Source organism: Cloacibacillus sp. (assembly GCF_020860125.1).
Taxonomy (GTDB): domain Bacteria; phylum Synergistota; class Synergistia; order Synergistales; family Synergistaceae; genus Cloacibacillus.
Window position 1 is genome coordinate 1 of sequence record NZ_JAJBUX010000112.1, and the last position, 15407, is coordinate 15407.

The 15407-nt window shown below is 50.9% G+C and carries 14 protein-coding genes; all 14 read right to left on the minus strand.

What is annotated here, in order from left to right; genetic code table 11:
- Positions 1-266 (minus strand): ATP-binding cassette domain-containing protein (locus LIO98_RS13580; RefSeq protein WP_291958281.1); only part of this gene is annotated, 266 nt, incomplete at its 3' end.
- The gene (locus LIO98_RS13585) at positions 259-1266 is read right to left on the minus strand and encodes an ABC transporter ATP-binding protein (RefSeq protein ID WP_291958284.1); all 1008 of its coding nucleotides are present in this window, start codon (positions 1264-1266) and stop codon (positions 259-261) included. The genes LIO98_RS13580 and LIO98_RS13585, both read right to left, overlap by 8 nt.
- A gap of 17 nt (positions 1267-1283) precedes the next feature.
- Positions 1284-2180 carry a nickel transporter permease gene (nikC, locus tag LIO98_RS13590; protein ID WP_291958287.1) on the minus strand — a complete coding sequence of 299 codons (897 nt, stop codon included), beginning with the start codon at positions 2178-2180 and terminating at the stop codon, positions 1284-1286.
- Positions 2177-3112, minus strand: a complete 936-nt coding sequence (locus LIO98_RS13595) for an ABC transporter permease (protein WP_291958290.1) — start codon at positions 3110-3112, stop codon at positions 2177-2179. The genes nikC and LIO98_RS13595 overlap by 4 nt, the downstream gene beginning before the upstream one ends.
- A gap of 85 nt (positions 3113-3197) precedes the next feature.
- Positions 3198-4706: an ABC transporter substrate-binding protein gene (locus LIO98_RS13600; RefSeq protein ID WP_291958292.1), complete on the minus strand. Its 1509-nt coding sequence runs from the start codon at positions 4704-4706 to the stop codon at positions 3198-3200.
- A gap of 73 nt (positions 4707-4779) precedes the next feature.
- Entirely contained in the window at positions 4780-5568 is a 789-nt protein-coding gene (locus LIO98_RS13605; protein ID WP_291958295.1) for a serine hydrolase, read from the minus strand.
- 344 nt (positions 5569-5912) lie between these two features.
- On the minus strand, positions 5913-6251 hold the full coding sequence (locus LIO98_RS13610; protein ID WP_291958298.1) for a DUF3870 domain-containing protein: 339 nt from the start codon (positions 6249-6251) through the stop codon (positions 5913-5915).
- Between the two features lie 67 nt (positions 6252-6318).
- Positions 6319-7749, minus strand: coding sequence for a DNA recombination protein RmuC (gene rmuC, locus LIO98_RS13615; protein ID WP_291958301.1), 1431 nt, complete (start codon positions 7747-7749; stop codon positions 6319-6321).
- Positions 7750-7894: 145 nt separating this feature from the next.
- Positions 7895-8542, minus strand: coding sequence for a response regulator transcription factor (locus tag LIO98_RS13620; RefSeq protein ID WP_291958304.1), 648 nt, complete (start codon positions 8540-8542; stop codon positions 7895-7897).
- A complete protein-coding gene (locus LIO98_RS13625; RefSeq protein ID WP_291958307.1) occupies positions 8539-9651 on the minus strand; it encodes an ATP-binding protein in 1113 nt (370 codons plus the stop codon). The genes LIO98_RS13620 and LIO98_RS13625 overlap by 4 nt, the downstream gene beginning before the upstream one ends.
- Before the next feature lie 250 nt (positions 9652-9901).
- A complete protein-coding gene (locus LIO98_RS13630; RefSeq protein WP_066746229.1) occupies positions 9902-10879 on the minus strand; it encodes a hypothetical protein in 978 nt (325 codons plus the stop codon).
- A gap of 3 nt (positions 10880-10882) precedes the next feature.
- Positions 10883-12364 (minus strand): BCCT family transporter, encoded by a 1482-nt coding sequence (locus LIO98_RS13635; RefSeq protein WP_363304450.1) that lies wholly within the window; start codon positions 12362-12364, stop codon positions 10883-10885.
- 135 nt (positions 12365-12499) lie between these two features.
- Complete coding sequence (locus LIO98_RS13640) at positions 12500-13810, minus strand: glycine/betaine/sarcosine/D-proline family reductase selenoprotein B (RefSeq protein ID WP_084002420.1); 1311 nt, start codon at positions 13808-13810, stop codon at positions 12500-12502.
- Positions 13811-13823: 13 nt separating this feature from the next.
- A complete protein-coding gene (locus LIO98_RS13645; RefSeq protein ID WP_066746235.1) occupies positions 13824-15131 on the minus strand; it encodes a glycine/sarcosine/betaine reductase component B subunit in 1308 nt (435 codons plus the stop codon).
- Between the last annotated feature and the right edge of the window lie 276 nt (positions 15132-15407).

A 15407-nucleotide genomic window follows, 5' to 3' on the forward strand; every position in this document is an offset into this window, starting at 1 on the left:
TGCATCTCTTTTCTAAGTTTGCGCATCTGCTTTTTTTCATACTTCAGGATATTTTCACCGTTAAAAAATATTTCGCCAGACGTCGGTTCAAGAAGCCGGAGAATTGCCCTGCCAGTGGTTGACTTACCACAGCCTGACTCTCCTACAAGCCCCAAAGTCTTTCCACGGCCAACGGAGAAAGATACGCCGTCGACCGCGTGCAGCGTTCCCTTGGGAGTAGAAAAATATTTTTTCAATTCTTTAACTTCCAAGATATTATCAGTCATTACAAAGCTCCCTTTTTATCTTAAAATCCGGTTCGTCATAGGCAGAGCATAAGATATAATGAGTCTCGGCGAACGTATGCCTGGTAGGCGGCAGGACAAAGCATCTCTCGGAGGCATAAACACACCTCGAAGCAAACGCACATCCGACGATATCGTCGGTGGAATCTGGCATCAATCCCTGTATTGGTTTCAGCATTTCACCCCTGCGGTTGATATTTGGTAGGGAATTGAATAATCCCTCTGTATAAGGATGCTTCGTATTATTGAATACATCGTCAAGCGTGCCGTATTCGACAACCTTTCCCGCATATATGACAGAAACTTCATCACAAATCTCCGCAACTATGCCTAGATCGTGGGTAATCATGATCATCGACATGTCATATTTCTGTTTCAGCTCTTTCATTACCCCAAGTATCTGCGCCTGTATAGTCACATCGAGCGCCGTAGTAGGTTCGTCGGCGATCATTAGTTTAGGGCGGCATGCGAGCGCCATCGCGATTACTACCCTCTGACGCATACCGCCGGAAAACTGGTGGGGATAGTCAAATATACGGTCTGAAGATATACCGACAGTCTCAAGCATTTTACGTGATTGTTTGAGAGCTTCCCCCTTTGAGACGTTTTGGTGAGTCTCAATAACCTCAGCGATTTGATCTCCTACGGTAAGCGCCGGGTTTAACGATGTCATCGGATCCTGAAAAATCATCGAGACAAAATTGCCCCTCAATTTTCGCATCTCCCCGATCGACAGATCCAGGGTATTTACGCCATTGAGTTTTATGCTGCCATTTTTTATCACACCAGGAGGATCAGGTATCAATCTTAAAATGGCAAGTGCCGTCGTCGTCTTACCAGCACCTGTCTCACCGACAAGGCCTAAAGTCTTTTTCTTTCCCAGGGAGAGATTCATACCAGTGACGGCATGGACGACGCCATCCTCAGTCTCGTAGTCGACAACTAAATTATCAATCTCAAGTATTGGCTTTTCACTGGACATTATTTATTCTCCTATAACTATTTTTTCAGTTTTGGATCAAGGGCATCTCTCAAGCCATCCCCCAAAAGATTCAGCGAAAGTATCGTCAGCATAATCGCCAGTCCTGGGAATATAACCAAATGTGGCGTATCTCTCAGAAAGGCCCGCCCCGACGAGAGCATGGCACCCCATTCAGGCGCCGGAGGCTGAACTCCAAGACCGAGAAAGCTGAGAGAAGAGGCGGAGGAGATAACCGTCGCGACACGCAGGGTCGCCTGGACCATTATCGGCGCAAAACAGTTAGGCAGGACATGATGGGTAATGATGTAAAAGTTACCGGCACCGACGGCTCTCGCAGCTTCGATATATTCCTGGTTGATCACGGTCAGCACCGAAGCCCTGGTTATCCTCGCGTATTGAGGAATAGTAACGACACCGACGGCAATAATGATGTTGAATAAATTACACCCAAAGGCCGCCATGATAGTTATCGCCAAAAGAATACTCGGCAAGGCTAAAAATATATCAAAGAACCGCATTATAAGCTGGTCGAGCGCACCTCCGTAATATCCGGCAACTGCGCCCAGAAAAACCCCTGTCGTACAACAAATGGCGCACGAGACAATTCCAATGAGCAGCGATGTCCTCGCTCCATAAACTATCCTGGAAAAAATATCTCTGCCAAAATCATCCGTGCCAAACGGGTGGCTCCAGCTGGGCCCCTGCAGCCGTTCTCTGATATTTTGCTTTATCACATCCTGTTCGTAATCAATAAACATCGGCCCGATCAATGCGGCGGCTGATATTACGATCAGAATGACAAGGCCGATCATGGCGGTATGGCTTTTTTTCAGCCGCCGCCAGACCTCTTTGAATTTACTTCTTCTCACTACCCTAGTGTTCTTGTCTTTAGTTTTCATCTTTTCTTCTCTCATTTCTTTGCGCCCAAAGTTGCCTTCAGCCTTGGATCAATAAAGGCGTACGTTACGTCAATAATAAGATTTACGACACAAATTATTATTGTCGTCAATATTATGCAGCCTATGACCATCGGCAGATCTCTTTTATTGATGGAGTCTACTATCAGATGTCCGATGCCTGGCCATGAGAAGATCGTCTCGGCGATGACCGCTCCGCCGACCATATCGACAAAAAAATTACCGGCCGTGGTGGCGATAGGGATCATTGCATTTTTCAGCGCATGTTTCATAACAACCTTTACCTCTGTGAGTCCCTTTGCCCTGGCTGTGGTAATGTAATCCTGCCGAATAACTTCAAGCATCGAAGAGCGCGTCATTCTGGTAAGCAGTGCAACCATCTGCGTCCCTATTGACGCCGCCGGCAGCAGAACGCTGTACCAATAGGCATTTCCACCACTGGGCAGCCATCCTAATATCAAAGAGAACAGTAAAATCAATAATATACCGAGCCAGAAATCTGGTATGCTGATAGCGGTCAAAGCAACTACCATGCTCAAATTGTCAAAGATAGAATATTGTCGTATGGCGGCTATTATACCTAACGGGAGGGATATAAAAAGAGCCATCAGAATAACCCAAAATGCCAGCCACATCGTAGCAGGAAGCCTTTCCAGATAAGATTCAAGAACGGTCCTATCGTTGTAATATGACTTGCCAAGATCCCCATGCAGAAGGCCCAACATATACCGACCGTAACGGACAAATATATTATCGTTTAGGCCAAGTTCATCCCGGATGCGCGCAATTGTCTGATCGTCGGCCTCTTTACCGGCTATTATTCTCGCTGGATCTCCCGGGGCAAGATTTACAATGAAAAAGATAATGAACGATACGCCTATAATAACTGGCACTAGCATTAGAAGCCTTTTAAAGATATATTTCCACATACTATCGCCTCTCTCATTATGAAGAGTCGGAGAAGGGCGGGGAGAGGATAACTCCCCGCCGTCACTATTTGTTTATCTCTCGCTTTTATTTCCAGTAAACGAGGTAATAGGGCATTTCTCCGCCTTTAGGGATGACAAGTCCTCCGATATTCTTATCGGCAGCCACCGTCTGCGTCTCAGAGAAGAGAGGAATAAGCGCAACGTTGTCTTCTATATATTTCTGAATCTTTGAATATGCGGCCTGAGCCTTTTTTAGATCAGTTATCGTAACTGCTTCATCAAGCATCGCGTCATATTTAGCATCCTGATACCACATACGGTTCGTCGTACCGGCATGTTTTGAATAAAGCAGACTGCGAAGGGGATTGTCGGCATCAGAGGTGGCCGCGGCCCAGTCATCAATTGTCATAACAAGCCCGTTCTGCTTAATAAGTTCGTTAAACGCACCTCTTTCCATCCTCTCAATAGTTATTTTGACCCCTATTTCAGCAAGTTGAGCCTGCAGAACTTGTCCTAAAGTCAAGCCACGTTGGCTGTTCGTCGTATAGGCCGCAGAGAATCCGTCTTTGTAACCGGCTTCTGCGAGAAGTTTTTTTGCCATTGCCACATCCTGTTTATATCCAGGCAAAGTCTCGTCCGCGTAGTTCTGTGTTTTTGCGAGGATCGTGTTCCTTGGCGTTCCTCTGCCTTCAAGTAGAACAGTAACCATCTCAGGCTTGTTTATCGCATATGCAAGCGCCTTACGAACCTTGAGGTTATCGAATGGTTTTTTCGTGGTATTGACTGTGAAAAAATCCACCATCGCACTCTGAGATTCGGTAATAGCGAGTCTTGAATTCTTTTTGATACTTGGAACGTCTATCCCCTGAACCGAATTATTGATGTCGATCTCACCCGTTTCAAGCGCGATCGCCCGCGCTGTATTCTCGGGCATGATAACAAATTTAAGCGTCTTGATCTTAGGCTTGGGCCCCCAATAATTGTCGTTGCGCTCCACTATTATAGAGTCGCCGGAGTTCCACTTTACGAACTTGAACGGTCCGGTACCGTTATTAACAAACTTTCCGTTATTTTTCTTTAGAAATTCTTCGCTCATAACACTGGTACCACAGAACACCAACGCATTCAAGATCGTTGCGGTCGGCTGTTTCAGAACAAACTTGACTTTGTTGTCATTCATAGGGATCACTTTGTCTATGAATGAGACCTTGGCGGCAAATCCGGCGCTCTTAGCAGCCCTTTCGATACTGAACTTTACATCGCTTGCCTTCAGCGGCGTACCGTCATGAAATTTGACGCCCTTTCTCAGCGTAAAGATATATTCCTTTGGAGAAACTATCTCGTACGACTCGGCAAGTCCGGGGACGATTTTGCCTGAAGCAGGGTCTATACGAAGCAGCGTGTCATATACAAGCAGCGTACAGATATTCTGCGTCGTAGCGTTTTGCCCAAATGGATCAAGGCCGGCAATATCGCTGTCCACACCAACAATTATGTCATCCCTCTTCGCCGCGTCCGCGGCTCCTGCCAAACAGCAGCATACTGACAAAGCAATTACAACTACTAATAATAACGATTTCCGCCATTCTTTCATTACGTACACTTCCTCTCTTATTTGTAAAAATATCTATCCATGTATCAGGAGGATATTCCCCTGTACATCCGTGTTAACCATCATGCTCGGCTAAGAATTTGAAAACCGCCTCCCCTATAGTATTCAAGAAACGAAGTCCCTCCACGTCGCTTTTAAGTTTTGTCGTCATGACCGCTATTATGTATCTCTTCTGTTTAGGTGTGGTAATAATCCCCACGTTGTGCATTGTTCCCGGTATATGGCCCGTTTTATGAGCAAAATTGAATATATCGGGCATATACTGGGAAAGATAGTTCTTATCACACTGCCCAGCTAAAATCTTTAGCATCTCTTCCCCTATTCTTGAACCACTTTTTTCCTTGTCCAACATCAACATAATCATTTTTACAGACTCATTGGGGGTCGTATAATTTTCAAGGCCTTTAGATTGGGTTTCAAAGTCAAGAAACTTTCTCCTCAAAACAGTATGCTTCAAACCACATTTCCTTATATCTGAATTAATATTCTCCATGCCAGCCAGGCGGATAAGCATGTTGGAAGCCAGATTATCGCTGAGATCTATCATCAAGCGGCATAAATCTCCAACGGCATACTCAGAAGCGGTCAAGGGATGGTGCTGGGCATCGAACTCGCCAAACATATCTCCCTCTTGAACGGAAATAGGATCTGAAAGTGCGACCTCGCCACGCTCAACTTTCTGCATCACAGACCAAAGGATTGGCAACTTGATAATGCTGGCCGCCGGCATGACCTTATCCGCCTCCAGTTCAAAATCGTAGGCGGCGCGCCCATCCAGAGACCTAAAGATTACGCTTACCTCTCCATCCAATGAACTAATACTCTTCTCAAAAATCTCCCTCATGTTACCCCCACCTTCTTATATAAAAATAAAAAAACCAGCATACACTGGCACTTCTCGTGAAGTACCAATATATGCTGGATTTCTAGATCCCCGCTGTTTGTAAGCTACAAACAGGCCAATCTCAGAAGCAGCGAGTATTCAATTATCACATCCAATAATACTCTTACCATCCTATATTATCGTTAAAAAACAGTTCAGTATGCAACTAACGTTAATTTATTATAGCAATTATAGAGAAACATGCAACTTAAATAATCTTTTAAAGTCTCCGCAGCCCATGCCCGTTGACATTTTTTTCAATCATGGATTGCTCATATTATTTTATAAAATAGCTTATTTACACATTATTCCGTTATTATCACGTTGTTTCGCCATGCCCTATATTTTCTGACCGCATCCTTATAGGCTACTTGTATCGCCCTCTGCGAAGTTCCGAGATAATGGGTGCGGACTTTTTCCAGCAGCGCCTCGTCCACCGCAGCAAGACTTTGCCCAATGAATAATCCTCTGATAAAGATATTTGTAAGCTGCAGGGCGGTAGACACCTCTAAATCTATGATCTCACCGGTCTCGGCATCGGCGATAAACGTTATAAAAAAATGAACAAAGCGATGCGTAATGGGATCGCTTTTAGGAGATTTTGCATTTCCAATGATACAGAGTGTTTCTCTTTCCACTATCATCCCACCTTTTCATAATTATATGCGCTATCGGCATTTATCCATGTATTATAAATATACTTTCCGGATATTACTCATCCTCCAGAGTGTCGGCTTCGGCCTGGATAAACTCCTCTTCGCCGGAGACCGGCAGCTGCTGAACATTTTTCAGGGCGCGGTTTATCGCTCTGGTGCGTGTGCCGGCCTTATCCAGCTCTTTTCCCGCCTGGTCTATTTTCTGCCTCGTCCGTTCGAGCACTTCGCCGAATTTTTCAAATTCGGTCTTTACTTTGCCGAGAAGCACCCAGACCTCGCTCGACCGTTTTTCGATCGCGAGCGTGCGGAAGCCCATCTGCAGACTGTTCAGCAGCGCACAGATGGTCGTGGGGCCCGCGGGGACGACGCGGAAGTCGCGCGAAAGCTGCTCGCATAGACCGTCTATCCGCAGCACCTCCGCATAGAGTCCCTCTATCGGCAGATAGAGGATGCCGAAGTCGGTCGTGAAGGGAGGTTCGATATATTTGCTGTGTATCGCCTTCGCCTCTTCAAGCACGCGGAGGCGCAGCGCCTTCTGCTGTTCCGTTATCTGCTGGCTGTCGCCGCTCTCCGAGGCGGAGATGAGGCGCTGGTAATCCTCTATCGGGAATTTTGAGTCTATCGGCAGCCAAACTTTTCCGCTCTCATCGTCGGCGCCGGGAAGGATCACGGCAAATTCCACGCGTTCGCTCCGGTTGGGACGCGTGGCGACGTTCTCGGCGTACTGCTCTTTAGTGAGCAGCTGCTCAAGCAGGACACGAAGCTGCATCTCCCCCCAGGTACCGCGGACTTTGACGTTAGCCAGTACCTTTTTCAGGTCGCCGACGTCGGAGGTCAGGGCGCGCATCTCGCCAAGCCCCTTATGCACCTGCTCGAGGCGTTCCGAGACGTTGGTGAAGGCCTCTCCAAGCCGCTTTTCCAGCGTTGAGTGGAGCTGCTCGTCGACGGTGGCGCGCATCTTTTCAAGTTTTTCTTCGTTGCTTTTATGCAGCTCGCGCAGCCGCTCTTCGACCGCGGCACGCACCGCCTCGAGCTTTTCCTCGTTGAGGCGGCTGATGTTCGTCAACTGGGTCGAGAAGGCCGCGAGGCTCTCGGTCTGCTGTCCGCTGATCTCCTTTATGCGCGTCGCCTGGCTCTCGCCGAGGTTTGTCAGCTGCGCGGAGAAGCTCTGGAAACTTTCGCGCTGCATATCGCCTATCTCTTTGATCCTTTTAGCCTGTGCGTCGCCGAAGGTGCCAATCCCGCGCGCCTGCTCGGCCCGGGCCTCGATGGCCGCCTCGCGCTGTTCTTTGCGCATCGCGCTGAGGCTGCCGTTCAGCCGCTCCTCAGTCTCGTCAAGCCTGGACTCCATCTTTTGCAGCCGCGTAAGCAGCTCTCTTACGGCCTGCTCCATCGCACCGGCGCTTTCGCGGAAGCGAGAGAGCGACATTACGACGTATATGCCCGCGAGAACAACAAGGGCCGCTATCCCAATCAATATCGGCATCGTCAACACACCCTTTCATTTATACGGGGATATTATAAACTAAGAAGCTGCGGAAAAATCGCAGATATCCGGCAAAACACAAGGAATACCGCTCCGGAGATGAAATAAAGCGGTAATTCCAGATTAAAAAAAACCGCCCCGGTGGTTATTCGAGCGTCAGAAAACCCTCGCGTATCGCATACTTTGTAAGCTCGGCCATACTCTCGCAGCCTAGCTTGTCCATGATGCGGCGGCGGTGGGTATCGACCGTGTTTTTACTGATGGAGAGAGCGTCGGCGACCTGCTTGCCGTTGCGCCCTTTGACGAGGAGCTGCAGCACCTCCATCTCGCGTTCGGATAGCGGGCTCGCGCGGCCAACCGCCTCATTGCCGAGCAGCCGCAGGTAATCGCTGACAAGCACCGTACAGACTTTCGGAGAGAAGAATACCTCGTTCCGGCTCACGGTACGGATGGCGTCAAGCATCAGCTCCGGGGAGCTCTCTTTCAGGACATAGCCGCGCGCGCCGGCTTTCAGCGCCTCGGCGATAAAGCGCCTGTCGTTGTGCATGGAGATGACGATAACGGCGATGTCAGGCAGTTCGGAACATATCTTAGCCGTCGCCTGTATGCCATTCATATTCGGCATGGTGACGTCCATCAGGACGACCTCCGGTTTCAGCCGCTGAACGGCGTTCACCGCCTCAAGGCCGTCGGAGGCGGAGCCGACTATCGCGATATCTTTTTCACGGCTCAGCAGGCTCTTAAGCCCCTCGCGAAATAACTCGTGATCATCGGCGATAAACAGTTTTATCATTGATCGGCCCCCTCCCGCAGATCACTTACCTTTAATTTTAACGGCGCAAGCAAAGAGACCGTCGTCCCGTCTTTGTTGGAGACGATTCGCATATCGCCTCCGATATGCAGGAGACGTTCTCTGATGCTGAATAATCCCAGACCGCCGGTGTTGCCTCTGCCGGGCATGAAATTTTTCCTCATGCCGACGCCGTCGTCTTCGATCACGACCTGTATTTTATTCGGTCCTCTGTTGACGTTTATGTGGACATGCTTCGCCTTCGCGTGTTTGATGACGTTGACCAGCAGCTCGCGCGACATTCTGTACAGTATAATACAGACGGCGTCGTCCGCCGGATAGTCTTTAAGCTGTCCCCTCGTCGAAACGCTCCATTTTATATCTCTCGGCGACAGGAGTTTATCCGCGAGCGCCTCCAGCGCCGGGGTGATGCCGACCTCAAGAAGGATCGGCGGACTCAGCTCGAATATCAGCTGGCGGCTCTCCGCGATCATCCGCTCCGTAGACTCGATGGCGCCGTCCAGAATTGATTCCGCCGCATTCGGTCGGTGATAGTTTTCTTTCAGCTTTCGCAGGTCAAGCAACAGCGAGAGCAGCGAATGGCCGATGCTGTCGTGAAGGTCCGTCGCGATCTCGCGCCGGGTAGCCTCCTCGCTGATTGTCAGCTTGGTCGCCAGCTCCCGCAGCATCGACTGGTACTCGATAAGTTTTTTCTGTTTTTCTTTCAGTTCAGCCTCCGATTTTTTCAGCTCCGTCCGGTCAAGAAATATCGTCGCCGCACGGTCGTCAGACAGGGGAAAGGCTATCGCCTCAAGATATTTATCGGTATAGACGCTCTCGCTCTCACAGTGGACGGCATGTTTCTCCTTCACACAGCGTTCGATTATCTCGGACCAGCACGGCTCAACGTTCGGCCATACTTCCAGAAAGCTCTTGCCTGCCACCTCTTCGCGCTTGACCTTATTCACACGTTCATACGCGCTGTTCACATCAATGTATATTATTGCCGACGAACCCCTAATGCCGATATCCGGCTCTATCTTGTAGAGGGCGATGGGGTTGAATGTCTGCTCAAAGAAGAATTTTTCAAAAAAGTTATTTTCTATCACCATTACCGACCATCCATCCGGAATTTATTTGTTTAATTATACTCTATGCCGTCTGCATAGGGAAAAACCATACTTAAATACGGGCCGCAGTATATTTTATCGGCCAGAAGTAAAAACCTCCGAGATATCCCTGAAACGGTATCTGCGGAGGTCCGAAAACTAATCTTCAATATTAAGTAGAAATATAGGGCCTGCCCGCGCGCCGGTCGCTTCTTCGAAAAGATATCGTCCTGTGCAAGCCTAATAATAAGACTTATACATCCGGCCTGACAATGTGTACGCTGCGGTCGCAGAACCAGTCGTAAACGGTATATTCAGGCTTAGGCTGCAGACGCAGGCGCTCGATGCTCGTTCCGACGATAAAGAGCGGATTGGCCGGATCGATGAGATTCCTGCCGTCGTGCGAAAGCCGCTCGTATACGCCCTCAAGCTCCCTTTCATTATCAGCGGCTATGACGACCATCGTCCAGTTTTCCTGCTGCTGCGAATCGATGTCGGCATAACCGGGGATATAGACCCGCCTCTGTCCCAGCAGAAAGAGGTGCAGCTTTCCTATAGCGTCGTATATTTCGTCGTAGTTGTCTCCGGTAGCGCGCAGGAAGAAGAGGCGGTCGGCATCCTTCATATAGTAAAGGTCGTCGGGGAGATGAGCCTCTTTGCGGTAGAGCTCAAAATCATACCTGCTTCTCAATATGAGGTTGAAGCGCACCTCGTCGGCCTCGGCGCCGTTTTCCTCCATCCATCTGCGCATTCCGGCCTCTCCGGGAGGCGTAGTCCCCCTCGTCCCCACGCCCCATTTAGGAAAAGCCTCGTAAAAGGAGCGGACCAGCGGGGACTCCGGCCACCGGTATTTGACGCGGCCATTTTCGATTCCCCAGAGAGCCTCCCGCGCCAATTTCGGCACGGATGGCAGCGCCTCGTTGACTGAATATTCTTTTATGCCGAACTGGCCGATAAAGGCCCTTTCCATCAAAAGGTAGAGACGGTTGTTCCAGAGGGCCTTTTCAGCGTCAAATTCACCAATCGGCAGGGCGGAAAGATAATGGAGCTTCGCGCACTCCTGACGTCTTTTTTCTCCCTTTTCTGTAAGGACATAGCCTTCGCCGTCCTTAACCAGCAGGCCGTCTCCGGCAAGTTCCGACAGAGAGGAAACATTCTCTCCGACAAGGGCAAAGGTCTCCTCATCCCAGCAGGGAAATTTGTCTTCAAAAAGAAGCAGTGCGCGATCCATATATTATCTCTCCTTTTTATCTTCCTTTTTAAGCGCCTTCCAGAAAGAGGCGCAGGCACAGACCATTATCAGCGAGAAGGGTATCGCCGCCGCGAGCGAGACCGTCTGGAGGTTCTGCAGACCTCCCGTAAGCAGGAGCACAACCGCAAGAGCCGCCATAAGTATACCCCAGACGAGCATCTTGCTCTTCGGCGGGTTCAGATCGCCGTGCGTAGACAGCATCGCGAGGACGAAGGTTCCCGAGTTGGCCGAGGTGACAAAGAAGGTTATGATCAGCACGAGCATCACGACCGACATTATCTGTCCCAGAGGATAGTGGCTGTACATCTCAAATATTCCCACGGATACGTCTTTAAGCACCGCTACGGAGACATTTATCTTCTGCACAAGCTCCAAATGCAGCGCCGATGTTCCGAAGATCGCAAACCAGGTGAAGCTGCCGAGAGCCGGCACGATGAGAACGCCGCTTACAAATTCCTTCACCGTGCGTCCGCGTGATATTCTCGCGACAAACGAACCGACGAAGGGCGCCCATGATATCCACCAGGCCCAGTAGTAGAGCGTCCAGCCGCTGAGGAATGATTCGTATTTTCCGCCATAGGGCGCAAGGGTAAAACTCTCTTTAATCAGGCCGCTGAGGTAATCGCCTATTCCTGTCATCAGCGAGTTTACGATGGGGAGCGTCGGTCCCACTAAAAACAGCGCCAGCATCAGCAGCAGACAGACCCAGAGATTGAAGTCGGTGACAACTTTGATCCCTTTTTCTATGCCGAGCGCCGCCGAACCGGTGTAAAGGACGGCCAATATCACGATTATCGCTATCTGGATGACGATGCTCTTGGGAATGCCGAATATCGCGTTCAGCCCGCTGTTGAGCTGCAGGGTGCCCAGTCCCAGCGAGGTGGTGATACCGGCGAGTGTCGCGAATATGGCAAGTATATCAACAGTTTTTCCAAACGTCCCGCGGACCTTTTCCTCACCTACGAGAGGAATGAATATGGAGCTGATAAGTCCGGGAGCGTTGTGGCGGAACTGATAATAGGCCAAAGGCATGGCGATGACGGCGTATCCCGCCCAGGGGTGGAGCCCCCAATGGAAGAACGATATCTGTATGGCGTCGCGCGCTGCCTGAACAGAGCCCGGTTCCGCGCCAAAGGGAAGCGAACCGAAGTGGAAAAGCGGTTCGGCGGCTCCGTAAAATACCAGCCCCACCCCCATACCGGCGGAAAAGAGCATGGCAAACCACGACATGTTGCTGTATTCAGGGCGGGAATCATCAGGGCCCAGCCGTACATTGCCGAAGCGGCTCAGCGCCACGGCGATGCAGAATATTACAAAAAGATTCATCGTAAGCATATATCCCCAGCCATAATAGCTGGTGAGGCCGCCATTCAGGATCTTGGCGAACGCTCCGAAACTTTGCGGGGAGACGAGCCCCCAAAATACCAGCGCAAAGGTTATGGCGATGGAGATTATATACACCATATTTCTTTTAGGTACGGCGGTATTATTGGTTTTTTCCGACATCGATGGATTACTCCTTTGTGACAAGGTAGTCGAGATTTTGAGGTAAACCTAAAACGGCGGGGCGTGATAACGCCCCGCTCGAAACACAAACTGCTAGATGCTTACTTTAAAAACCTTCGGTTCATTGATATCTTCGGCGAGAGCGTCAAGCGCTACACCGACTCTGTGGTAACGGAGCGCCCACTCTTCCTCTTTCGAGAGCGTCGGGTCGCCGAGGGGATAGGGTACGGAGGTGGTGGGGACTATTCTGTTTGAACCGACAGTCTTGGCGACGTCGATGAGGTTCGCCATGACGACGACGGGGAATCCTGCGCGTTCGATCTCTTTGGCCATCGTTGCACCGCAACGAGTACATGTTCCTCAGGTGGCGGTGAGGATCACGGCGTCAACTCCGGCCTGTTTCAGCTCGGCGGCGATCTCCTTGCCGAACTTAGCCGCGTAGTTCTGCGTAGTTCCGGTTCCGACCGTTACATAATAGTAGTCGTAGAGTTTCGCGAACTTGCCCTCTTTCTCGTAGGCGCGCATCGCGTCAAGGGGAATCCCGCGGTCGGGAACGGCGCACATCGCCTCGGGGTCAAATCCGGCATGGATCGTCTTAAACTCACCGGTGGGAAGGTGATCCATACCGGCGATGTTATATTTGCCCCACTTCTGGGCGGAGGCGCTCTGTATCCTGTCCGGGTTGTCGGAGGGAACGACGCCGCTTGAAGAGACCAGCGCGATCGTGCACTTACTGAGGTCCTTCACCGCCGGCGCGGGCGGTATCCGGTCGGTCTTCGGGATCACGAGCTCCGTCTGGAAGGGCTCACCGCTGAGCTTCTTCAGCAGCATGTCAATGACGCGGTCGGCAGCCATCACGCCGCCGGGCGCGGGAATCTCGCTGCGGATGCCGCGCGGGAAATAGCCCTCTTCCGCGGCGGGCAGGAGTTTTTCGCCCTTCGCGATCTTTTCGGCGTACTTCGCCATCAGCGTAAGATCGTCCTTCATAAAGGTCGCCTTGCGGCCTCCCTTAAAGATTACGCAGGAGCTCTTATATTCTTCGACTCCGGGGTTTTCCTCGTTCATCGAGGTGATGACGGGAACGCCGTAGCGCTCGGCGACGGCTTTGCAGACCAGACCACAGCCTACCCCGTAGCGCCCCGCCATAAACGCGGGACCGGCAAAGAAGATATCAAACTGCTTTGTGTCAAGCCAGGCGAATATCTCCGCGAGAGCTTCGTCAGTGTGGTTGGTGATATAGTTGTCGCCGCAGACAATGGTATTGGTGACTTCGATGTCCGGCATTAGCCCGTCGAGCATCAGCGAACAGCCGATCGGCTTTTCATTGAAGAGCGGCTTGCTGTCCGCCGCGTCCTCGCCGCCGACCTGGCCAAAAAACTGGTTTATATAATGTATGGCTTTCATATGTTTCGCCCCCTTAGAAATCGGCGCAGCTTCTGCGCGAATAGCCGCTGATGTGGTTTGCGCAGAACATGCCGTTATTTTCCATCACGCAGCTGCCGTCAGGATTGATGCAGCCTTCCCAGCCGCCGGAGTTTCCGTCGCGGGCGAGCGCCTCAAGTTCGCCGATGACCTCCATCGCCGGCATCTCGTAGAACTGCGAGACGTTGCCGGTGGTCACAAGGGCGTCTGTAGCGGGGTTCATGGAAACGAGAGGCTGTGAAGCGCCGTCTCTGCCCGTCGCCTCATCCGAGAGACCGATCGTCTTGATACCGAGCCGCTCAAGTTCGACAAGCATCGCCGTGTAGTCGACGTCGGGATTGCCGTATCCCTCTTCGGCGACGACGGCGCCCTTCGCGCCGAGCGCCACCGCGATCTGTCCCGCGATCTGCACGCAGCGGGCCTTTTCCTCCATCTTCGGATTGAGGGTCGAAAGGATCACGCCAAGGAAGTTGATCGTCTTTCCGTGCTGGGCATAGAGACGTTTGATCATCGGGTTGGTCGAGAATTCATAGGTGGAAATTTTTGATGAGCTGGGCATAAAGCTGCCGGATACAAGGCATCCGTCAAGGAATTCGTTGGGGTGCATAAAGGTCGGGAGCATACGGTTGCCATCCCAGCCATATACTAAAGTGTTATAGCCCAGCGCTTCCATCTGAGTCTGCGGCTGCAGCACATAAACTACGCCGGGAAGGGCCTTAGTTTTTTCGTCGCGCTCATTGAGGGCCGGCAGATCGTAGACGTCGACCTCTTCGGGCTCCATATCGCGCACGCATTCCGCGATATGCTCCGCGAGGCGCAGTCCGGCCCAGCGGATCGCGTGGTTCTTCTTCTGCTGTTCCCTCTGCTCGTCAAGTTCGCTGGTATCGGCTATAAGGACGAGATTAGGCATATCTCCCCATATCGTGTAATGCTGGTAGGGGCCGCCCATATCGATGAGTCCGTCCTGAAAACCGCCCCAGTGCTTCCCTACGGAAAGAAGCGATACTCCGTCAAGTACGTGAGTCCGGCCCATGCCGGCCTGGCCGAGCGGGCTCGTCACACCGGGATAAGCGCCCTCTCCGCCGTCTACCTTGCATCTGAATTCCACCGAGTCCTTAACCGGGCAAAGCCTCACCATATCGCCGGGATGTACGATCTTAAGGTCGGCCTCGGTAATATATTTGTCCTCGCATACGACCTTAAGCGCATCTTCCTTATTGACGGAGAGGATACCGCCGCAATAGGCCGTCTTGTCGCCAAAGACGATATCTCTGACTTTAAACTTGCCAATTTCCAGTCTCATGTTCTTCCTCCTTCTATATATTTATTGGATCTGTTACTATTGAATCTGTTACGCGCCGCTCTTTATGTGAAAAGATACACTAAAATGTCCTTCAACCTCAATAAGGGAAAACGCCAAAAGCTCGTCATGTTTTACATTACACACGACCTCACTACAGTGACATTTCACGCCATTTTATGGAGGAACTCACGCGGGATAAATCTTCCTGCCGTCTAATAAAAAGAAGATCTGCAGCAAAGGCGCCAGCTGCGTAAATTCCCAGCATTGCCTCCGTCA